Source organism: Aeromicrobium sp. P5_D10 (genome assembly GCF_054049535.1).
The window spans coordinates 320,327-342,111 of record NZ_JBFUME010000003.1 but is presented as its reverse complement, the minus strand read 5'-3'; the positions used below and the strand labels follow the sequence as shown (position 1 = coordinate 342,111).

The following is a 21,785-nucleotide window of genomic DNA, read 5'->3' as shown; positions in this document are numbered from 1 at the left end:
ACCGCCCGACGACGGGGTTGGGTTAATTCCTTTCGCCCCGTGCAGCCCGTTCAGCCTCACCGAGCGGATCCTCGACGCCATGGAACCGTCTGTAGCTGTAAACGATGAATCCGAGTGCCATGAGCGACGATGCGATCAAGGTGGCGGCGGTCGCCCAGCCTCCGGGCAGCCACCACTTGTCGGCGATGGGCCACCAGCCGGGAACGTCCAGCCCGATGCCCCAGACGATGCCGACGGCGCCGATGGCCAGTGCGCCGCAGCAACTTGCGATGATCCGCGGCCAGGTCTGGACACCTTCGGCCGCCGACTTCAGCGCCATGACCTCGACAGGACGCAGACGGCGTTCGGCCCATTCGTACTGCTGCGACAGGACTGCGAGTCCGGCGAACAGGGCGAGGAGGCCCGGACCGGGCAGGACGAGCGCTGCCAGCCCGACCACGACGAGCGTCCAACCGACGACCTCGAGCGCGATGCGGCGCAGCACCTTGTTCGACTTCATGGTGCGACGTTACAGGGCGGGGTTGCGAGCCTCCGCCGCCCCGGTGAGCGGTCGTGATGGGATGGGGGCATGCGTGTCGTTGCAGTTGTTCTCCTGTTGGTTCTCGCGGGCTGTGGGGGCGGCGGCAGCGAGCCGGACGCGACGCCGAAGACGGCTGTGAAGACGAGCTCGAAGGCGTCGACGAGTCCGCCCCCCGCCGTTGAACCGACGACCGCGATCCCCAAGGGAACACCGACACCCGAAGCCTTGTCGGAGTTCCGCTGCGAGCAGGATGCCGAGGGCGACTGGAACAGCACGGGCGTCTTGTCGAACAGCAAGAAGAATCCCGTGACGTATCAGGTCACGGTCTTCATCGGTCAGGCCACGGGCGGCGAGGAGCGGGCCAAGACCAAGCAGATCCCGAACGTCACCGCAGGCGGCTCGGTCACGTTCGGGATCGGCAAGATCCCGGCTCCCCAGGAGGGCGGCCCGTGCCACGTCCAGGTGCTGGCCACGAAATAGGCGGTTCGACCCCGCCAGCTCGGCGACTTCACTACAGTATTTGCAAGTCTGCAATCAAAAGTGAAGTGGGGGCTCGTGAATCAGCTGCTCGATGAAGTACTGGCCGCGCATGGCGGGGTGCAGCGCTGGCAAGCCATATCGACCATCACGGCGCGAGGACGTATCAAGGGTCTCCTGCCCAAACGGTTCGCCGGCAACAAACTCGCCAGCTTCACCTTTCAGATCCACCCGAACGAGCAGCGCACGATGATCGATGACTTTCCCAGAGTCGGCGCCCGGGCTGTATTCGACCATGGGGATGTGCGGATAGAAACTCATGACGGCGAGCAACTGATAGCTCGGACGGACGCGCGGGCGGCGTTCTTCGGGCTGAGCGGGATTCGGCGCAATGTTCGCTGGGACCCGCTCGACACCGCCTATTTCGCGGGATACGCGTCCTGGAACTATCTGACTGCACCGCTACTCCTCACCTGCGATGGAGTTGAGGTCCGAGAAGGCCAGATCTGGCGGGAGCGAGGCGAAGTCTGGCGGCGGCTCGAGGTCCGGTTTCCGCCCGGATTGCACACGCACTGCGAGCGTCAAACCTTCTACGTCGACGATGAAGGACTGATTCGCCGTCACGATTTCGTCGCGGAAGCCGTGGGCAGGTGGGCCGCGGCGGCGCTCTACTGCGATCAACACCGCCAGTTCGACGGGCTCACCTTCCCGACTCGGCGGCGGGTACAGCCACGAGGCCCAGGACGTCGGGTTCTGCCCCGTCCGATCTTGCTGGCGCTCGACTTCGACGCGATCGAGATCCGTGCGATGGGAGATGAGTTGAGCGCATCATGGTGACCAAGCGCGCGTACGGTCAGTACTGCGGATTGGCGCGAGCGCTCGACGTCGTCGGCGACCGGTGGAGTTTGCTCATCGTGCGCGAGCTCCTCGTGGGTCCGGCCCGCTACGGACAGCTTCAGACCGGTTTACCGGGCATCTCCACCAACCTCCTGGCCGAGCGTTTGCGCGAGTTGGAAGAAGCCGGCGTGCTCGAGCGCCAACTCGACAGCCACAGCAATGGGGTCGCCTATGCGCTCACTCCGTGGGGCCGTGAACTTCGGGGTCCGGTTGCCTCGCTCGTGAACTGGAGTACACCGCTCATGGTGTCGGGACCACTCGGCGACAGCTTCCAGCCCCATTGGTTGATCATCGCACTCGAGTCGCTGTTGGGCGCCAAGCGATCGGAGATTCCGGCGGTAGTCGGCGTTGAGATCGAGGGCACCACGCTTGTCGTGTGCCTCGGCGCCACAGGACCCCAGGTCGCCATCGATTTCGATGACGAGCCTGAGACCGTGTTCGCTGCAGATCCCTTGGTCGTCCTGGGCCTTGCGTCAGGAATGCTGACGGTGGAGCAGGCGGTCGCCGCCGGAGATCTCCGCGGCGATGTGAGCGATCTCGAGGTGGTATTCGGCTAGATCAGCGGTGCACCGGTGATCGCCGCGACGCTCTCCCGCGTCTCCCCGGGGGCAACATCGCGCAGCACGAGACCCTCGGAAGTCACGTCGATGACGGCCCGGTCGGTGATGATGCGGTCGACGACCTTCAGTCCGGTCAGCGGGAGCGTGCAGTCGGCGACGATCTTGGGGCTGCCGTCCTTCGCGACGTGATCGGTGATCACGACGATGCGCTTGGTCCCGGCTACCAGGTCCATCGCGCCGCCCATGCCTTTGACGAGTGCGCCGGGCACGGCCCAGTTGGCCAGATCGCCGTTCGCGCCGACCTGCAGGGCGCCGAGGATCGCGATGTCGACCTTGCCGCCGCGGATCATCGCGAACGACTCGGTGGAGTCGAAGAAGCTCGCGCCTTTGATGACCGTGACGGTCTGCTTGCCGGCATTGATCAGATCGGGGTCCTCATCCCCCTCATAGGGAAAGGCGCCCATACCGAGGATGCCGTTCTCGGACTGCAACGTCACCGCGATCCCGTCTGGAATGTGATTGGCGACCAGAGTAGGGATGCCGATGCCGAGGTTGACGTAGTCGCCGTCGCGCAGCTCGCGGGCAGCGATCGCTGCCATCTCGTCGCGGGTCCACGTCATGACTGTGCTCCTTCGGGCCGGGGCCGGGTTGTGCGCTGCTCGATGTCTTTGACCCGATCCGTGGCTTGCACGATCTCGGTGACATAGACGCCGGGAGTGTGGACGAGTTCGGGATCGACGGCCTCGACGAGGTTCTCGACTTCGGCGACCGTGACTTTGCCACAGGTTGCGACGGCGGGATTGAAGTTTCGGGCCGCGAGCCGGTAGCGCAGATTGCCGTAGCGATCACCGGTGTGGGCGTGGACAAGGGCCAAGTCGGCGACTATGCCGCGTTCCTGGACATATGTGATGCCGTCGAATTCGGCAGTGGGTTTGCCTTCTGCGATCTGGGTGCCGACGCCGGTGCGCGTGTAGAACGCGGGAATGCCCGCTCCACCCGCCCGCATGCGTTCGGCCAGCGTGCCCTGGGGGTTGAACTCGACCTCCAGGACGCCGTCGAGGTACTGGCGGGCGAACAGCTTGTTCTCACCGACGTACGACGCGATGACTTTCGCGACTTGCTGGTTCTCCAGCAGCAGACCGAGTCCTTTGCCGTCGACGCCCATGTTGTTGGACACCACGGTCAGATCGCGGACGCCGGAGTCGCGGACCGCTTCGATCAGGTCTGAGGGGATCCCGCACAGACCGAATCCACCGACCGCGAGCGTCATCCCGTCGTGGAGGTGCCCTGCCAGGGCCTCGGCGGCAGTACTCATAGTTCCTCGTTCCAGCATTCAGCGTTCATTCACCGAACGCTGCCATGGTCGCGGGGTGCGGGTCAATGGGCGACGGGTTCCGGCGCGTGACTGCTCTCGGAGCGAACGGTAGCGCACGATGTGTCCGTTGAACGGACGCTATGCTGACAAGATGGTGGACGTCTCCCTGGGACCTGATGTGGTGTCGAGAGTCGGCGCGCTGCTGCGCGCGGTCGGTGTGAACGAACCCGATGGATCGTCGACGACCGAGGTGGCGCGCCAAGCAGAGATGACGCGGCCGACAACTCACCGGCTGCTCACATCGCTCGCCCGCGAAGGTCTGGTCGACCGCGATGCGAGCACGGGCAGATGGCATCTCGGGCCGGAACTCTACCTTCTCGGCACGGCGGCTGCTGCCCGCTACGACATCAGCCGTCACGCCCGAGGCGTCGTGCACGACTTGGCCCAGGAGACCGGCGAGAGTGCCTTCCTGTCAGCGCGTCGAGGGGACGAAACGGTGTGCCTGCTGCGCGAGGACGGCAGCTTTCCGCTGCGGTCGCATGTGCTGCACGAAGGCATCCGGTTCCCGCTGGGGGTCGCTTCGGCCGGGCTGGCGATCCTGGCGCATCTGCCTGATCGTGAGGTCCGCGAGTATCTGGACAGTCACGATCTGGAGGGCGCCTGGGGACGAGAACACGCCACGGCGGCTCTGAACGCGCGTATCGAGGAGACCCGGACGATGGGGTATGCGACGAATCCGGAGCTGCTCGTCGAGGGCAGTTGGGGCATGGGCGCTGCGGTCTTCGACCGTGCGGGGACGCCGGCTTGGGCGCTGAGCCTGACGGGTGTCGAGTCCCGATTTCGGGACGACCGTCGTGCCGAGCTCGGGCGGCTCCTGCTCAATCAGGCTCACCGCCTGACCCAGCTCCTACGCAATTAGGCACCTGCCGAGTGGCTACAGCTCGATGGTCACCGGATGGATGTGTCTGTCACCGTTGGCATATCCAGGCGGATCGGCCGGGAACACCGTGTCGGTGACGAGAAGGTCTTCGATGCGGTTGACCGCGAACATCGTCCAGAACGGCGGTCTGCGCGAATTGCTGCGTCCACTGACCTGATAGCCGCGAAGCGACAGGTTATGGGTCATCCGGTGGGGCCCGAGTGCCGCGGGCTGAACCAGGCGAGGCTGACGGTCATAGGTGAACTCGACCAGTAGCCGATCACGGATCGCACGCTCTAGATCGTCGGCACTCGCCTCGGTCATGAGGACTGGAGCTCCGCCAGCCGCGTTTCGGCATCGCGGACCTGGCTGATCAGATCGGCGAGGATTCGCTGCTGGACGACGATCTCTGCTTGGAGATCGTCCAGCGCGATCCTGCGCGCGATGATGTCGTCGTGTTCCGGTGCCCCCGAGAAGTCGGCATCGGCACTCCGGGCGGTGGTCAGGTCATTAGTCATGATTCGGCCCATCTGACTGATCGTGAATATCGGTCCAGGGCGCTCACATGCGACCGCCCTACCTGTAGATCACATTCGGGGGGCGATTGTTACAGCGAATCGGAAGATTTCTTTTCTGACCTCTTGCGAGGTTCAGTCTTTGGGCCCGCGAGCCGTGGTGTATTCGGATTCCAGGATCGCGGTGAACGAGTAGATGGCGGGAGCTTTGACACCGACGTCGGGATCGTCCTTGATGAGAATGACCTCGGTTCCGAGGAGCTGGCCAGTTGTGGGACTGATGATCAATACTTGGCGGAATTGCGGTGAGCCGACTGAGATGAGCGATATTCCAATGCCCGGCCTCCCCGCACGATCCGTGACGGCGCCAAGGAGTCGGAGCGTAGGCTCCCGCGCCAGGATCTCCCAGAAGCGGGAGCTGACCTTTGGCGGGACGACGAACTGATCGTGGAGACTGGCGATCTCTTGGAAAAGGCACGCTGTGCGGGCCGGTCCGGGTGTTCGGACCACGCATTGGGCAGAATTCATCACGGCAGTGCGAACCTTGCGGTAATCGCCATCGAGGTCGCTGACGAGCGAGGCGGATACCTCGTCGGCCGGATAAGTCTCGTTCGTCACCCGTCGTTCGCCGGTTGCCTTGGCGGTGAGACCTCGTCCGTCGGGCGAAAGAGGCGTCCCTGCGGCCTCTCGGATGCGAACAGAACCGTCTGCACGCAACCAGGATTCACGCCGTTTGGGTATCAGTTCGGCTGCCTTGGTGGCCTCAAGGGTCGCGAACCAGTTGTCGGACAGTTGATACTGCGTGGGGCCGTTTCTGCTGACAGGCGGTTGTTCGGCGGCGGTGCGGGCCAATGACAGCAGGGTGGTGCGGGCATCTTCGCCGGGAGCGTAGGCGATGTTCTGCGCATTGGCGAACTCGAAGTCCAGAACCGGCGGGGTGCCGGCGGTGGCCGAAGGCTGTTGCCATGGCGCCACGATGAGACCCACGACTCCCGCCGCAGCGGCCGCGAGCGCGAGAACCCGGGCAGCGATCCGCCGACGCTTCTTGGGCAGTTCGACGACGACGTCGTCCTCGGCATGCCCGGGTCCTGCGGTGCGCGCCTTGATCCGCGCCAAGATGTCCTCGGCGGTCTGGGGGACGATCCCCACGGATTCTGGAGTCACCTGACCGGGCATCCCGATGGCTCGGGCGTCGCGTCGTAAGAGCTCGAGCTCGTCGAGCTCGTCGAGCTCGTCGAACTCAGTTCCGTCGGGATTCACAGTTGTCCCCCTTCCAAGGTGAAGTCGCTTGCTTCGGCACTGCGCTGCAGTTCTTTGATGCGGCTGCGCAGTCGTGAGACTCGCGTCGTGAAAGTCCCCACCGAGATCGCCAACATGGCCGCCGCCTGCTCGCGCGTCACATCCTGCATGAACGCGACATCGAACAATTCCCGCTCCACGGCGCTCAGCTGTTGATAGACCCAGTATCCGAGCGAGGATTCTATGACAGTCTCGGAAACATCGGGCACGAGTGCGGGCCGAATCGCATAGTCCTCGGCGAACCGGTTGTCATGATGCTTCCGGCGTAGCCGCTCGGACTCCTGCAGAATCTTGTACCGACCGATCGTGAAGACCCAGCCGATCCGGGCATTGGGGTCCTGGGGGCACTCGGAGCGCTTGTCCCAGACCGTCTCGAAAGTCTGGCCGACTGCATCGTCCGCTGCGTCGGGCGAAAGCCGTCGAGCAGCGAACGAGAACAGCCTGCCGCTCATCTCGCGAAATAGGGCCGTGAACTCGTCTTCCCCCACTCGTTGATGGTACCCGGCGGGGGACAGGGATCAGCAGTCCGTGATGGTGGCGAGGTAGACCGCCTTGGCGCTTGTCTGCCAACCCGCCAAGTCCTTGTTCCGTTGGCCCGGCCCAAGGCAGCTATAGGTTCCTGATCCGTTGGATGTCGCGTGCAGCCAGGTTCGTTTCGATCGGTTGTTGTAGTAGGAATCGACGGTGTTCAAGCTGATGGACTTGTATGCCCCCGTGGAGTTGTACTTCTTCATCGTGCCGCTGTATCCCTTGCCGCTCCATACGCACATATAACCGCTCGGACAATCGCTGAGTGCGGCTTCGGCCGGCGTGGAGACTGCGAGATTGATGCCAGTGACGGCGATGATCGTTGCTGCTGACGTGATGAATCGTGATGTCTTCATGACACCAAATCCCTGTCAGGACAGGGAAATTACCGGTGTCTCATCCGCGTAAGAATCGGTGCTCCAGTGGGAAATCGTGAGCAGTGCGGCTCTGAGCCCCCAGGCAGTGAGATCAAAAAAGATCTGCTCACGTGTAATAACCGCCCGTCGAGCGGGACTAGTAACCGTGAGGAAATCCTGCTCGGGACTGGACCCCGCGCTCAGTAGGCTGCAGGAGGAACGGACAGATCGGTAACGAAGGGGACGCCGTGCAGCACGTCATCAACGCCGAAACCGGGCTGGCCCTCGACGTCGAAGTCTTGGGCAGCGGCGAACCGGTGCTCCTCGTCCAGGGGATGGCCGGCCACGGGGGGATGTGGGGTGAGGCATTCCTCGAACCGCTCGCGCGCGAGCACGAGGTCATCGCCTACGACCATCGGGGGGTGGGCGACAGCTCGCGGGCCGATGGACCGTTCACGATCGCCGACCTGGCTGACGACGCCACCGCACTGCTCGACGCGCTCGGCCACGAGTCGGCGCACGTCCTCGGAATCTCGATGGGCGGCATGGTGGCGCAGGAACTCGCGCTGCGTGCCCCCGATCGTGTGCGCAGTCTCGTGCTGGGTTGCACCACGGCGGGTGGACCGGACGCCTTCGGAGCTCCTGGTCCGGGCCGACTGCTGGAAGCCGTCGCATCGCGAGATCCGGAGCTGGCGACGCAGGTGGCGTTCGAGGTCAACGCGTCAGCAGAGTTTGCCGGTCGACCAGGCGAACTCGAGCGGTTCAGGACGGCTTTCGATGTCGCGGCGGGTTCCTGCCGCTGTCGTCGGCCTCCAGAGCAGTGCCGCGATGGCCCATGACGCCCGCTCGCGGCTCGCGCTTCTGGAGGCACCGACCGTGGTGGTGCACGGGGCACTGGACGAGATGATCTCGGTGTCCGAGGGAGCCAAACTCGCAGGTGGAATCCCCGGGGCCAGATTCGAGCCGTGGCCCGGCGTGGGGCACCTGTTCTGGTGGGAGAAACCGTACGCGGCAGCGGCGCTGGCCGTGGAGCACTTCCGGGCCTGACCCCGACTGCCGCGATCAGCAGATCAGAGGGTCGACTGCACTCCGGCCAGCAGCTGGCGTCCCATCACGATGCGCTGCACCTGGTTGGTGCCTTCGTAGATCTGGGTGATCTTGGCATCGCGCATCATCCGCTCGACGGGGTAATCGCTCGTGAAGCCGTAGCCGCCGAGCAGCTGGACCGCATCGGTCGTGACCTGCATCGCGGTGTCGGAGGCGAAGGCCTTGGCGGCGGCGCCGAAGAACGTCAGATCCTTGTCACCGCGCTCGGAGCGTCCGGCCGCGGCGTAGGTCAGCTGACGGGCGGCTTCGATCTTCATACCCATGTCGGCGAGCATGAACTCGATGCCCTGGAACTCCGAGATCGACTTGCCGAACTGCTTGCGCTCCTGGACGTAGCCCAGTGCGTAGTCGAGCGCGCCCTGAGCGACGCCGACGGCCTGAGCAGCGATCGTCACGCGGGTGTGGTCGAGGGTCTTCATGGCGATCGAGAAGCCCTCGCCGACCTCACCGATGATGCGATCGCCGGGGATGCGGACGTTGTCGAGGTAGACCTCGCGGGTCGGGGAGCCCTTGATGCCGAGCTTCTTCTCGGGGGCGCCGAATGAGACACCCTCGTCGGACTTCTCGACGACGAACGCCGTGATGCCCTTCGAGCGCTTCTCGGGGTCGGTCTGCGCGAGCACCGTGTAGTACTCCGACCAGCCGGCATTGGTGATCCAGCGCTTGACGCCGCTGAGGATCCAGTCGTCGCCGTCGCGGACGGCCTTGGTCTTCTGATTGGCGGCATCCGATCCGGCGTCAGGCTCGGACAGGCAGTAGGAGAAGCCACCCTCGCCGGCAGCGAGCTTGGTCAGGTACTTGGCCTTGATCTCTTCGCTGCCGCCGATCTGGACGGGCAGCGAGCCGAGCTTGTTGACCGCGGGGATCAGCGAGGACGAGACGCAGACGCGAGCGACCTCTTCGATGACCAGGACGGTGGCCAACGCGTCGGCGCCGGCTCCGCCATATTGCTCGGGGACGTGAGGAGCGTGGAAGTCGGAGGACAACAGTGCGTCCGCGGCTTCCTGCGGGAAGCGAGCCTTCTCGTCGACGTCGGCGGCGTAGGGAGCGATCTTGTTCTCCGCGACAGCACGGACGGCTTCGCGGATCGCTTGATGCTCTTCGGAGAGGACGAACATGTCGGTGGTGGTCTCAGTCATGTGAATCAGCCTTCGTAACCGTAGAAGCCCTGGCCCGACTTCTTGCCGAGCAGTCCGGCGTCGACCATGCGGTCGAGCAGCGGGGGCGGGGAGTACAGGGGCTCCTTGAACTCTTCGTACATCGAGACGCCGATTGCACGGATTGTGTCGAGGCCGATGAGGTCGGAGAGGGCCAGCGGGCCCATGGGGTGGCCGCAACCCAGCACCATGCCGCGGTCGATGTCTTCGGCCGAGGCGTAACCGGCCTCGTACATGCGGATCGCCGAGAGCAGGTACGGCACCAGGAGGCTGTTGACGACGAAACCGGCGCGGTCGGTTGCGTCGATCGGCTTCTTGCCGAGGGCTTCGGTGACCCAGCCGCGCATGCGGTCGAGCGTCTGCGTCGACGTCGTGAGGGAGGGGATGAGCTCGACGAGCTGCATGACCGGGGCGGGGTTGAAGAAGTGCACACCCATGACGTGGTGGGCGCGACCCGAGACGGCGCCGAGTTTGACGATTGGGATCGAGGAGGTGTTGGAGGCGAGGATCGCATCGTCCTTGGCGAGGATCTGGCCCAACTTGCGGAAGAGATTGAGCTTGGTCTCTTCGTGTTCGCTGGCGGCCTCGATCACCAGGTCGCGATCGGCGAGGGTCTCCAGGTCGGTCTCGAACGCGATGCGGTCCAAGATCGCGCTGACCTCGGCGGCTTCGATCTTGCCGCGGGACTCGGCGCGTCGCAGCGAGCCCTCGACGCGAGCTGCGGCGGCCTTGGCGGCGTCGTCGCTGATCTCGATGACGATGACGTGCGCTCCCGCACGGGCTGCGACCTCGGTGATTCCCGAGCCCATCAGGCCTCCGCCGATGACGCCGACCTTGTCGATCCCACTCATGACAGCTCCCCAAAGATTAGTAGGACGTCATAGTATCTCGCCCCTGGTGGGACAGGAAAATCGGGTTCTGTCCGCGTATAGCCGGACAGAACCCGATTTTCCCGTCAACCCCCGGGTTACTTCACCCGGAGATTGACCTTGGTGCTGCTGGATGAGTAGCCGGTCGACGTCAGGTACGTCGCTTTCAGGGTGTGCTTGCCCCTGACGGTGGGGCGGAACGTCGCGATGACCTTGCCTGACTTCAGAGACGTGGTCCGCACGACCTTGCCGCGATATGTGAATCGCACCTTGCCCGGCACGGTGCCCGCAGACGAGGTCACGTTGACCGTGACCCGGATCTTCTGACCGCTGCGAGTCGTACGCTTATTGACTGACATCCGCGTCTTGGTGCTCGCGCGAACGACCTTCGCGGTCCGTGCCGACTGCGCGACACCGGGCACATGGCCGGCCTTCCTGGCGGTGATCTTGACCGCCAGGCGGTGCCCCGCATCGGCCGCCGTTGCCCGGTACGTTCGCGAGGTGGCGGGGGCGATCGGTACGCCGTCACGCACCCACTGGTACGTGAATGCGAGACTGCCGATGTCCCAGCTTCCCGGCTTGGCGGTCAACGTCTTGCCGACCTTCGGACTGCCCGAGATCGACGGCGTCTTGGTCGCCACGGGTGCCGCAGCAGGTCCTGTGGGAGCCTTCTCGACGTCGATCGTCTCGTCGGCGCTTACGTTGCCGGCCACATCCGCGGCCCGGTACGTGATGGTGTGCGCTCCGCCATCGACGACGACCGGCTCGGTGTACGTGATCCAGTCACCGTCGTCGAGGCGGTACCCGATCGCGCCGACTCCCGAAGCGTCGTCACTGGCCGTCAGAGTCACGGTCCGACCGTCACGACTGGCCTTGGCAGTCGGGGGCGCGAGGTCGACCTTGGCTGTCACCGATCCGCTGTCGCCCTGTGCGCCATTGGCGCCCGTGGCGCGATACGTCAGCGAGACCTCTCCTGCGGGCACCGTGACCGGAGCGGTGTAGGTCAACCAGTCGTCATCACCGAAGCGGTACTCGATCGTCGCGACAGAATCTGCTGTGAGGGTCGCGGTCGCGCCGATTCCGAACCAGCCGTCCTGTCCCGCGTGCGATATCTCGACGTCGACCTTCGGCCCGGTGACGGGGGAGCTGGTGCAGATGCTGGTCAGGCGCTTGTCGGCCGCAGCCGCACCCCCCGCCTCGGTTGTCAGGATGTGGCAGCCGGGCGCGACGTCCTTGACGGTCAGATAGCCATCTGCCGGAGTCACGGTCTGCGGTACCCGGTCGACGTACAGCGTCGTCGGCTCGGTCGCCTTGGTCGGCACGCTGAGCGTCGCCGTCGTGTTGCCCGGGACGTTGGTCGACATCCGGACGTCGCCGTTGTCGCCGTGGTCGAAGGCAACCCCGATCTGGCCACGTACCGTCGGCACCGTGATGGTGCCGTACTGCAGCGTGCCCGGCTGCGGCTTGACCCGGAACTTCGCGTAGCCCGGGTCGACCGACTGCACTCCGAACAGTCCCGTCGGCACCGTGAATGCCGGCGATGCGGCCCATGGGTGCGAATAGGTCAGGTTCGGCTTGAGGGACGGATCCCAGGCCTCCATCGTGGCACCGGCGCCGAGGTTGATCATGTTGATCCAGCTCTTGGTGCCGGTCGCGGTCATCAGGTCGAGCGCGGCCTGGCCGTTGCCACCCTCGTACAGGCCCTTGATCAGGAAGCCCGCGCAGTAGACGCTGCACGCCATTCCGCGGGAGCCGACATAGCTCGCGACCTTGCCCAGCTCCTCGGTCTCGGGCACTCCGAACGCCAGCGCGAAGGCGCTCGCATGCAGCGAGTAGTGACCTGTGAGCGCACCGGCGGCGTTCATACCGTCGTCGTACTTGCCGTCGCTGGGGTTGTACAGGCGTTCGTTGATCGCATCGCGCATCCGATCGGCGATCGCGGTGTACGACTCGGCATCGGCGTCCTTGCCGAGCGAGGTGGCCATCGCGGCCATATCGCGGTACGCGCGGTACGAGATCGAGTTGATCACGGTGTTGTACTGCTGGAACGAGAAGCCGTCACGCTCCGACGCGGGCCAGTCGACGATGTCGTCATCGGTCGAGCTGTTGCCGCCGCTCGAACCGGACGTCTTGCGGATCAGGCCCGTCGATGCCTCCAGCCACTTGGTCGGCAACTTGCTCTGCAGATTGGAGTAGTAGCTCGCGACCTGCTCGGTGTCACCGGTCTGGCGCCACGCATCGTGAACAGCGAGGATCACGTAGATGGGCCACTCGGTCGGCCAGGTGCGGTTGTTCTTGAAGTAGTTCATCGAGTAGCGGCCGAGCGACAGATCGTCGTCGAGGTTGAGCGTCGACATCAGTTGCAGGTAGCCATCGGCCTCGTAGTTGATGCGCTCGCGCGTCCACGAGTCGGTGTAGAAATTGACGTTGAGCGACTCGATCGTGTTCTTCGACAGCTGCCAGACCTTTTCGAGGTTGGCATCGGACGAGGTGAACTTCGCGGCGTCCTCGTCGAACGGATACACCAGCGCCAGGGCCTGCAGGTTCTCGACCGTGACAGGCTCGGGCGCACCGACGATCTCGAGATAGCGGAAGACCCGCATGCCCCACGTGTCGACGGTCTGCGAGCCGCCCTTCAGCGTGACGATGTCCTGGTAGTTGTTGCCCGTGTTGAGCGCGTACCTGACGGTGTTCTCCGCGGAGGTCACCTCGCCGAACCTCAGGTCGACCTTCGAGCCCGCGGTGGCCTCGTCGATCGTGTAGTGGACTCCACCGACCCACGTGCGGCCGAAGTCGACGAAGTAGTCGCCATTTCCCTTGTCGACGATCTTGACCGGCGCCTTCAGCTCTTCGCGGACCTTCTGGGTGGGTGTCGCGGTCAGGTCAGGCAGCGCGGCCTTGACCGCAGGAGTGCTCCAGGCGGAGTCGTCGAAACCGGGGGAGTCGAAGCCGTACGGGAACTCGCCCGCATTCAGATTCTCCTTCGGCGCGGAGTAGAAGCCCGTGCCGATGCTGCCGCTGTTGGGGAACGACGAGTCTCCCGCAGTGGCCTTCCAGGTGCCGTCGGTGTCGACGACTTGGCGGCTGCCATCGGTGTACTCCACGACCAGTCGGGCCATGAACTGCTGCCCGCTGGTCGTGTAGGCGAGCGCGCCGATCGTGTTGCTGGCGCCTGCGCGGAGCTCGTCAGTCACGTCGAAGCCGTCGTAGCGGGCCTCGCTGCCGATCGAGCGGGTGGGACCGAGGCCGACGAACTTCCCGTTGACGTAGGCCTTGTAGACGTACTGCTTGGCCGGGTTCGTGCTGTTGCCGGTCGCGAACAGCGTCGCCCAGGCAATGTCCTTGTCGGCGAGAGTCGTGTCCTTGCGCAGCAGCGCCCAGTTGGCGGTCAGACCGTTCGGCAGGCAGGTCTGGCCCTTGCCGATCGTCAGGATGCCGTCGGCGACGGTGCCGCAGGCGAACGTCCTGTCTGCGGCGGCGAAGCTGGTCGCCAGCAGGGTGCCGCCGTTCGGCGACTCGCTCGTCACGCTCAGGTCGCTGAACCGGCCGACTTCGCTGGAGCCGTTGCGAAAGCCGATGACGCCGCGGCGGAACGTCGTGTCGGTCGTGGTGTCGACCAGGACGTCGTTGATCCAGGTCTTGATCGTGTTGTGGATCGCTTGGATCCTGACCGTGACGGTCGTGCCGAGCGACAACGTTCCGGCCGGCAGGTTGACGGTCTTGAGGTCTTTGTACGTGCCGTTGATCTGGGTGTGCGGTTTGAGCTGGTTGTCGGCTCCGCGCAGCTGCCACATGTAGGAGTTGCTGCTGTCGCTGGCACGGAACGCGATACCAGTGGCGACTTCCTCGATCTTGACCTTCGTGGTCAGGGTGTAGTTGGCCCAGGAACCAGCGAAGTACTCGTTCTTCCCGGTGCCGACGACCAGCTGACCGCCCGAAACGGCGAGATTGGGGAAGTCAGGATCCGAGGTGCTGCCCCGGCTGAAATCGTTGGCGTACAGCGTCGCACCACTGGCATCCTTGACCGAGATGTCGTCGTACCGGGCCTGCTCGGAACTGCCGTTCCGGAAGCCGAATCCGCCACTGGGATAGGTCGTCAGACCCGTCGTGGTGTCGACGAGAACGTCGTTGATGTACGTCTTGGCCGTTGCTCCGTCGAGCACGATCTTGAGCGCATACTGGGTCCCGCTGGTCAGGGTGATGCCGGTTCCGGCGAGGCTCTTGTCCTCGATCAGGTTCGTGCCGGTGTGCTTCTTGAGGCTGTTGGTGTCGGCCCGGATCTGCCACAGATAGAAGGCACTCGTGGAGTTGCTGTGGAATGTGACAGAAGCCGAGTTCTGGACGATCGTGAACTTGGTCTCCAGCGTGTAATCGGTCCAGTTGGCGTACTTGCCCGCAGGAGCCCAGATCGACTTCGCGTCTCCCCACGTCGAGCCCGCTCCCGTGCCGAACCAGGTGCTGTCCGACCACGCTGATGCCGTGTCGTCGGCGTCCCATGTGCGTACCTGCCAGTGGTAGCGCTCGGACTTGTCGAGTTCAGGTCCGCCGTAAGGGGCGTTGCTCTGCTCGTTCGATTCGACCTTCCCCGAGTCCCAGACCTCGTCGCCTCCGGCGGTTGTCGCGACCCGTACCTGGTAGGCGCTCTGCATGCCGAGCGGCAGCTGCCAGCCGAATCGAGGCGATGCCTCGAGATCGGTCGGAGTCGCGAGGCCGTTGACCGTGAGCCCGGTCGGCTGGCCGCCGGCTGCAACCGCCGCTTGGGCTGTGCTGCTGAGGCTTGTGACGCCGAGGGCGAGGCTGAGGACGGCCGTGATCAGGAGTCTCAGGGCGCGGACAGATGTCATCGTGCAGGTCCCGTCGGAGAGGTGGGTCCAGCGCTGGTGAGCTGGATCACAGGGTGAGGCGTACCGTACTAAATCGATTCAACATCTGGCAAGGCTGGACCTAGATCCGGCGTTTGCGCACCGCCCAGACGACTGCCTCGATCGGCGTGTTGACGCCGACCTGATCGCAGATCGCGCGAACCCGTCGGCGAAGGGTGCGCTCGGAGATGTTGAGTTCGCGGGCGATGGCGTCGGTCGTCAGGCCTTGGCTGAGCGGACGGAGGATCGCGAGATCATCTGCCGAGAGGTTGCCGTCATCTGTCATGCGAGCCTCCCTCGCGATCGGGATCGCCCCCGAATTCGAGGTGGATCCTGGGTGGCGGACACGTTACTAAATCGTTACAACGAGTACAACAGTTGGCCGACTCCGGCCATCTTCGGCCGCGCTTCGGCGCTGTCATCTCAGCGAATTCCCGGGCTTGGCCTGGCTGCTCATCCTCGGGTTGGAGGCGGTGACTCTTGCTGGTCTCAGACCCCCGTAGGTAGCGTGATCCCCGTCACGATCTGTTGAATCGTTTTAATCGAACGGGTGTATTTCATGAGCTTGACCACCACGAACCGCGGCCCGACACCGCATCGCCGCTTGATCGCGGTCGCCGTGTCGGCCGTTCTGTCCGTCTCGGCTTTGGTCGCAGCAGCGCCGGCAGCCCACGCCGCCGAGCCGTCGATCTCGGTCGACAGCCTGCAGACCAATGCCCGCACCAAGCCGCTCGGGATCCCCGGCGGTGCGCCCACGCTGAGCTGGAAGTCGTCTTCGACGGCTCGCGGCGTCGTGCAGAGTGCATACGAAGTCAAGGTCGCAGACGGTGACGGCGAAGTCTGGTCGTCGGGCAAGGTCGATTCGTCCGATCAGCTCAACGTCAAGTACGCCGGACCGGCGCTCGAGTCACAGACCCGCTACAACTGGCAGGTCAGGATCTGGGACGGCGACGACAACGCCAGCGACTGGAGTGACGAGACCTGGTTCGAGACCGGGATCCTCGACAACGCCGAGTGGGAGGGCGACTGGATCGGCAAGTCGGCCGGCGGCGAGATCGACAAGTGGAACAACTACACCGCCGACTTCGATTTCGACATCGACAAGTTGGCCATCGGTGTCTTCATCCGCGCCAAGGACACCGCGAACGCCTACATGTGGCAGATCACGACCGCCGACGGCACCGGAATCCCGAAGTTCCGGCCGCACAAGCGCGTCAACAACGGCTACTCGGTCATGGGCGGCGACATCCCGATCAGCGGCATCACGTCGGCTCAGTTGCTGGACGGCACGCACAAACTGTCGGTGACGGTCGACGGCAGCACCATCACGACCAAGCTCGACGGCAACCAGATCGACCAGCGCACCGACGCCTCGTTCACCAAGGGATTCATCGGCTTCCGTCAGGACTTCGCCAACGCGATCGACGAGAGTGTCGACGTCAAGAAGGTCCGGGTGACCTCGAAGACGGGCGACGTCCTGCTCGACACCGACTTCAGCGCCGGAAACCCGTTCAACGGCGGCACCGTGACCCCGGCCGGTCTGCACGTCGGCAACCGCAAGGACGTCCTGCTGCAGACCAACGACTCCAACAAGCCATTGCTGCGTACCGAATTCACGACGGAGCCCGGCAAGACCATCAAGTCGGCCCGCGCCTACGCATCGGCGCACGGTGTCTACGAGTTGCAGCTCAACGGCGAGACCGTCGGCGACCAGCACCTCGCACCCGGCTGGACCGACTACAAGAAGCGCATCCAGGCTCAGACGTACGACGTCACGAGCCAGGTCAACAACGGTGCCAACGCATTCGGCGCCGAGGTCGGCGACGGCTGGTGGGCCGGCAAGGTGGGCATGTGGGGGCCGGGCATGTACAGCAGCACGCTGGGCCTGATCGCCCAGCTGCGCATCGACTACACCGACGGCACACATCAGATCGTCAAGACCGACGACAGCTGGAAGAGTCACTTCGGCCCCTACAAGGCCGCCGACAACATCGACGGTGAGACGTACGACGCGAACGCCGAGCAGCCGGGCTGGGATCACCCCAACTTCGACGACTCCGGCTGGAATCCCGTCACGGTTGCAGCGGCCACGGACACGGCCAAGCTGGAGCCCCAGACCGACGAGCCGGTTCGCGTGACTCAGGAACTGCCCGCCCTCAAGCGCACCGAATCACCCGGCGTGGCCAAGGGTCACATCTACGATCTCGGCCAGAACATGGTCGGCGTCGCGCGCATGCGCATCTCGGGCAAGGCCGGACAGACCATCAAGTTCCGCTACGCCGAAGAGCTGTACAAGGACGGCCGTTTCTACGTCGGCAACCTGCGTGCCGCCAAGGTCACCGACTACTACACGTTCAAGACGACCGGCACGGTTGTCTACACGCCGAAGTTCACCCAGCACGGTTTCCGCTACATCGAGATCTCCGGCGTCGACACGGCCCCTGAGCTCGCCGATGTCACGGGCGTCGTGTGGGGTTCGGACCTCAAGGCGACCGGTGACCTCAAGACGTCCGACGGAATGCTGAACCAGCTGGTCAGCAATATCTCCTGGGGACAGCGCGGCAACTTCTTGTCGATCCCGACCGACACACCGGCTCGCGATGAGCGCCTCGGTTGGACGGGTGACATCAACGTCTTCGCCCCGACGGCCAGCTACCTGCGCGACACGCGTTCGTTCCTGCACAAGTGGACGACGGATCTGCGCGATTCGGCCTATGCCAACGGCAACCTACCGGGAATCGCGCCGTCGGTGCCGACGATCGACCTGGGAGCCGGCCTCGGCTGGTCCGACGCAGGCATCACGGTGCCCTACGCATCGTGGTACGCGCAGGGCGACACCGCCATCATCGAACAGAACTGGGCGATGATGCAGAAGTTCTTCAACCTGGTCAAGACGGGAGCCGGCGACGATCTGATCGACTCGGCGCGCGGCAACTGGAATGACTGGCTCAACCTCGACGACAACACCGGCACCGATGTCCTCGGTACCGCGTACTACGCCGAGAACGCTCGCATGATGTCTGAGATGGCTGCGGCGATCGGCGAAGATGCCGATGCGGCCACGTACGCCGCCATCTCGAAGGATGTGCGTGAGGCCTTCACCGACAAGCTCATCGCAGCTGACGGGACCGTCGAAGGCAACAGCCAGACGGCGTACGCGATGGCGCTGGGCATGAACCTGGTCACCGATCCGGCTCTGCGGATCAAGGTCGGCGAGAAGTTCATCGCCAAGCTCAAGACCAGCGACTACCACCTGACGACCGGCTTCCTCGGTACCCCGTGGCTGCTCCCGGCACTCTCGAGCATCGACCGCGACGACCTCGCGTACAAGATGCTCCTCAAGAAGGACTACCCGTCCTGGGGATACGAGATCGAGATGGGCTCCACCACGATGTGGGAGCGCTGGAACTCGATCGGACCTGACGGCAGCTTCGGCGACGAGGGTATGAACTCGTTCAACCACTACGCCTACGGCGCGGTCGGCGACTGGATGTACCAGAACATCGGTGGCATCTCGGCGGCCAAGGCCGGCTACAAGCAGTCGAGAATCGCACCCGAAGTCGGTGGCGGTCTGACGAGCGGACATGGAACGTACGAATCGGTCTACGGAACCATCTCGTCGGATTGGAAGGCCGAGGGCAAGAATCTCGACCTCGACGTCAAGATCCCGGTCAACACGACATCCAAGGTTGTCATCCCGGCGGGCAACCTGACGGCTGTGACCGAGGGCGGCAAGCCACTTGCGGACGTCGACGGTGTCAGTGACATCGAATTCGCCGACGGCATCGTGACGTTCACGGCAGGTTCGGGTAGCTACTCGTTCCGTTCGGACACTCAGATGGGTCTGCTGGGCGATCTGCTGGACGAGGTCGAGAAGGTCGACGAACGGGCCGCTGCACTGCAGACGGCCGGCGATCTGTCAGCCGGCGACCGGGCCCAGATCGGTGACGATCTGGGACGGGTCAAGGGTTCGGTCGAGCAGGCCCTCGAAGCGATTCTCGCCGGTGACGCCGGCCAGGTCTCGCAGCACCTCGCCGACGGCCTGGCAGGCGTCCGCACCCTGAAGGCGTGGATTGCGGCATCGTCGATCGATGGTCCGGTCAAGGGTGACCTGACGACCCGGATCGAGAAGCTCGAGTCGATGTTCGGCAAGGGTGTCGCGAACAACCTGGGCGTCTCGGTGGTCATTCCGCCGGTCGCCGAGAGCACCCGGCCCGGAGCTGTTGTCGCCGGGACGATCGATCTGACCAACAACGGCTCCGGTGCCCTTACAGGTGTCGAGGCCAAGGTCACGATCGATGGATGGAAGATCGATCCGATCACGGTCAAGACCGACGGTCTCGGTGCTGGTGGCAGCGTGCAACTGCCCTTCACGGTGAAGGTGCCCAAGCATCAGAAGCCGGGCACGTACGATGCGGCAGTCGCAGCGACGTTCACGAGCCAGTTCGGAACGTTCACGGTCAAGGATGCGAGTCCCTGGGTCTCGGTGTCCTCCGGAATCGTGATCGACAAGGTGACGACCGTCAGCCCGGCTGATGGCTCGGACGAGCGTGCCGACGTGGTCGTCACGGTCAAGAACGACAGTGACACGGCCGCCTCCGGCCAGGTCACGGTCAAGCTTCCGGACGGGTGGGCACCTGCGGTTCCGTCGCAGCGCGTCACGATCCCGGCCGGCGAGAGCGTGGACGTCAGCGTGCCGGTGTTCGTCGGAGTCGAGACTGTCGGCGGCACCTCGCCTATCGCGGTCACGTTCGTCGACAACGGTGTCGTGCAGGCCAGCAAGGATGCCGACATCGCGGTCAGTCTGGCGGCTCCGGGCAACACCGATCTGCCAGGTCAGCTCGATCACGTCGACTTCGGCAAGAACGCGTCGGAGACGGCCCACGCCCTGCAGACCTCACCCAGCAGCGGCACGAATGTCGAAGCGGGTCTGGATCGGCGCTACTCGCACGCCAACACGCCGGGTTCGTGGTTCTCGGCACAGTACAGCGTCACCCCCGGTGAGCCGTTCGTGATCCGGAACCTGGAGACGTTCGACGGTCCGAAGACCAAGAAGTACAACATCTACGTCAACGATGTACTGGTCAAGGACTTCCAGCTCAAGCAGACGGTGGGCGGACAGAGTGCCAAGGCCTACCAGGTGCTCGTCGATGATCCTGCGGTGCTCGCCAACAACGGCACCGTCCGGATCAAGTACGAGTTCCCGCTCAACGCCGGCGGCTACTACGATCCGTCGATCGCGGACAGTTGGGTCCTGCCGGCACCGGCTGACACCTTGGCCCCACTTGCCTCGGCAACTGTGACCAGCAGCGCCGTCCCGGGCGACAATGGTTGGTTCCGTGGCGATGCCTCGGTCGCGATCAGTGCCGTCGACAACCGGGCGGGTGCTGTGACGATCGAGACGGGCGAGACATCCGGTTGGCAGCCGTACGTCGCACCCATCGCGGTCAGCGGCGAAGGCAAGCACGAACTGTCGTTCCGGGCCAAGGACGTTTCGGGACATTCCACAGGTGAGCGCAAGGTCGAGGTGCTGATCGATGGCACGGCTCCTGGCACGCAGCTGTCGGTGACCCGCGGTTCCGGTATCGACAATGCCGACAAGGCGAAGTTGAAGTTCGCTGCGGCCGACGGGCTGTCGGGCGTCGCCTCGACGATGTACCGGGTCGACGGTGGCGACTGGCAACAGGTCGGTCATCAGGACGAGCCGCTCGTCACGGGATTCGGTGAGCACGTCGTGGAGTTCTTCTCCACGGATATCGCCGGCAACCCCGAGCCGGTGCAGTCGATGGTGGTCAACCTGACCGACGTCGAGGGAATCGCGGCGATCGTGGCTCCTCAGGTCAAGGGCACCGCGAAGTACGGGTCGACGTTGACCGCTACTGCCGGGACCTGGAACACCAAGGGCCTGACTTTCCGCTACCAGTGGTTGCGCGATGGCAAGGCGATCAGCGGTAGGACGGCTGCGTCGTACAAGCTGAGCGCCGCCGATGTGGGTCGTCGGATCGCTGTGAGGGTCACGGCATCGAAGACGGGGCTGGCTGCGAAGACAGCGACTTCGGCCGCGACGGCCAAGGTCGCCAAGGCTTCGGCCGCGGCGACGGTGAAGTCGTCGAAGTCGAAGGTCAAGAGGGGCCAGAAGGTCAAGCTGTCGATCAGGGTCACGTCGTCTGCGGGAACCCCGCGCGGCACGGTCCGGATCTACGAGAACGGCAAGCGGGTCAAGAGCGTGAAGCTTTCGAAGTCGGGCAAGGCGACGTATTGGGTTTTGTCCGCGAAATCGTGGACAAAACCCGATTCTTGCGTCCCGGCGGGGCGGCGTGGGACGCGGGTGGTCACGTCGAGGTAGTAGCGGCCGGCCTTGCGCGCTGGGCGGGTTCGGGGTGGCAGCCGCAGCGGATGTACAT

General features: G+C 64.5%; 19 protein-coding genes. 7 read left to right on the top strand and 12 right to left on the bottom strand.

The window, feature by feature from the left end; genetic code table 11:
• Window positions 1-22: 22 nt before the first annotated feature.
• Entirely contained in the window at window positions 23-499 is a 477-nt protein-coding gene (locus ACXJKC_RS06690; RefSeq protein ID WP_456695908.1) for a PGPGW domain-containing protein, read from the bottom strand.
• 69 nt (window positions 500-568) lie between these two features.
• Between ACXJKC_RS06690 and ACXJKC_RS06685 the strand changes: the two genes are divergently transcribed.
• The 3 genes from ACXJKC_RS06685 (at window position 569) to ACXJKC_RS06675 (ending at window position 2,451) form a co-directional block, all read left to right on the top strand.
• Entirely contained in the window at window positions 569-1,000 is a 432-nt protein-coding gene (locus tag ACXJKC_RS06685; RefSeq protein ID WP_456695907.1) for a hypothetical protein, read from the top strand.
• A 75-nt stretch (window positions 1,001-1,075) separates the two neighbouring features.
• Entirely contained in the window at window positions 1,076-1,834 is a 759-nt protein-coding gene (locus ACXJKC_RS06680) for a hypothetical protein (RefSeq protein ID WP_456695906.1), read from the top strand.
• Entirely contained in the window at window positions 1,828-2,451 is a 624-nt protein-coding gene (locus tag ACXJKC_RS06675; protein ID WP_456695905.1) for a winged helix-turn-helix transcriptional regulator, read from the top strand. Before ACXJKC_RS06680 ends, ACXJKC_RS06675 begins: the two co-directional genes overlap by 7 nt.
• On the opposite strand, the gene ACXJKC_RS06670 is transcribed toward ACXJKC_RS06675, so the two are convergent.
• The gene (locus ACXJKC_RS06670; protein WP_456695904.1) at window positions 2,448-3,074 is read right to left on the bottom strand and encodes a 3-oxoacid CoA-transferase subunit B; all 627 of its coding nucleotides are present in this window, start codon (window positions 3,072-3,074) and stop codon (window positions 2,448-2,450) included. The genes ACXJKC_RS06675 and ACXJKC_RS06670 overlap by 4 nt on opposite strands.
• Window positions 3,071-3,769 carry a CoA transferase subunit A gene (locus ACXJKC_RS06665; RefSeq protein WP_456695903.1) on the bottom strand — a complete coding sequence of 233 codons (699 nt, stop codon included), beginning with the start codon at window positions 3,767-3,769 and terminating at the stop codon, window positions 3,071-3,073. The genes ACXJKC_RS06670 and ACXJKC_RS06665 overlap by 4 nt, the downstream gene beginning before the upstream one ends.
• A 151-nt stretch (window positions 3,770-3,920) precedes the next feature.
• Here ACXJKC_RS06665 and ACXJKC_RS06660 point away from each other — a divergent pair, with 151 nt between their 5' ends.
• Window positions 3,921-4,688, top strand: coding sequence for an IclR family transcriptional regulator (locus tag ACXJKC_RS06660; RefSeq protein ID WP_456695902.1), 768 nt, complete (start codon window positions 3,921-3,923; stop codon window positions 4,686-4,688).
• 15 nt (window positions 4,689-4,703) lie between these two features.
• Here ACXJKC_RS06660 and ACXJKC_RS06655 read toward each other — a convergent pair whose 3' ends face one another.
• From ACXJKC_RS06655 to ACXJKC_RS06635, 5 genes are all read right to left on the bottom strand, one after another.
• Window positions 4,704-5,012 (bottom strand): hypothetical protein, encoded by a 309-nt coding sequence (locus ACXJKC_RS06655; protein WP_456695901.1) that lies wholly within the window; start codon window positions 5,010-5,012, stop codon window positions 4,704-4,706.
• A complete protein-coding gene (locus ACXJKC_RS06650) occupies window positions 5,009-5,206 on the bottom strand; it encodes a hypothetical protein (protein WP_456695900.1) in 198 nt (65 codons plus the stop codon). Before ACXJKC_RS06650 ends, ACXJKC_RS06655 begins: the two co-directional genes overlap by 4 nt.
• Window positions 5,207-5,338: 132 nt before the next feature.
• Window positions 5,339-6,463, bottom strand: a complete 1,125-nt coding sequence (locus tag ACXJKC_RS06645) for a CU044_5270 family protein (RefSeq protein ID WP_456695899.1) — start codon at window positions 6,461-6,463, stop codon at window positions 5,339-5,341.
• A complete protein-coding gene (locus tag ACXJKC_RS06640) occupies window positions 6,460-6,990 on the bottom strand; it encodes an RNA polymerase sigma factor (protein ID WP_456695898.1) in 531 nt (176 codons plus the stop codon). Before ACXJKC_RS06640 ends, ACXJKC_RS06645 begins: the two co-directional genes overlap by 4 nt.
• Before the next feature lie 30 nt (window positions 6,991-7,020).
• Window positions 7,021-7,386: a peptidase inhibitor family I36 protein gene (locus ACXJKC_RS06635; RefSeq protein WP_456695897.1), complete on the bottom strand. Its 366-nt coding sequence runs from the start codon at window positions 7,384-7,386 to the stop codon at window positions 7,021-7,023.
• A 248-nt stretch (window positions 7,387-7,634) separates the two neighbouring features.
• Here ACXJKC_RS06635 and ACXJKC_RS06630 point away from each other — a divergent pair, with 248 nt between their 5' ends.
• Both ACXJKC_RS06630 and ACXJKC_RS06625 read left to right on the top strand, forming a co-directional pair.
• On the top strand, window positions 7,635-8,225 hold the full coding sequence (locus tag ACXJKC_RS06630; protein ID WP_456695896.1) for an alpha/beta fold hydrolase: 591 nt from the start codon (window positions 7,635-7,637) through the stop codon (window positions 8,223-8,225).
• On the top strand, window positions 8,215-8,433 hold the full coding sequence (locus ACXJKC_RS06625; RefSeq protein WP_456695895.1) for an alpha/beta fold hydrolase: 219 nt from the start codon (window positions 8,215-8,217) through the stop codon (window positions 8,431-8,433). The genes ACXJKC_RS06630 and ACXJKC_RS06625 overlap by 11 nt, the downstream gene beginning before the upstream one ends.
• A 23-nt stretch (window positions 8,434-8,456) precedes the next feature.
• Here the strand turns inward: ACXJKC_RS06625 and ACXJKC_RS06620 are convergent, their stop codons facing one another.
• From ACXJKC_RS06620 to ACXJKC_RS06605, 4 genes are all read right to left on the bottom strand, one after another.
• Entirely contained in the window at window positions 8,457-9,632 is a 1,176-nt protein-coding gene (locus ACXJKC_RS06620) for an acyl-CoA dehydrogenase family protein (RefSeq protein ID WP_456695894.1), read from the bottom strand.
• 5 nt (window positions 9,633-9,637) lie between these two features.
• Complete coding sequence (locus tag ACXJKC_RS06615; RefSeq protein WP_456696147.1) at window positions 9,638-10,492, bottom strand: 3-hydroxybutyryl-CoA dehydrogenase; 855 nt, start codon at window positions 10,490-10,492, stop codon at window positions 9,638-9,640.
• 125 nt (window positions 10,493-10,617) lie between these two features.
• Window positions 10,618-15,363, bottom strand: a complete 4,746-nt coding sequence (locus ACXJKC_RS06610; protein WP_456695893.1) for a family 78 glycoside hydrolase catalytic domain — start codon at window positions 15,361-15,363, stop codon at window positions 10,618-10,620.
• A 100-nt stretch (window positions 15,364-15,463) separates the two neighbouring features.
• A complete protein-coding gene (locus ACXJKC_RS06605; protein ID WP_456695892.1) occupies window positions 15,464-15,667 on the bottom strand; it encodes a LuxR C-terminal-related transcriptional regulator in 204 nt (67 codons plus the stop codon).
• A 273-nt stretch (window positions 15,668-15,940) separates the two neighbouring features.
• On the opposite strand from ACXJKC_RS06605, the gene ACXJKC_RS06600 reads away from it, so the two are divergent.
• Window positions 15,941-21,727 carry a family 78 glycoside hydrolase catalytic domain gene (locus ACXJKC_RS06600; RefSeq protein ID WP_456695891.1) on the top strand — a complete coding sequence of 1,929 codons (5,787 nt, stop codon included), beginning with the start codon at window positions 15,941-15,943 and terminating at the stop codon, window positions 21,725-21,727.
• The last annotated feature ends 58 nt before the right edge of the window (window positions 21,728-21,785 follow it).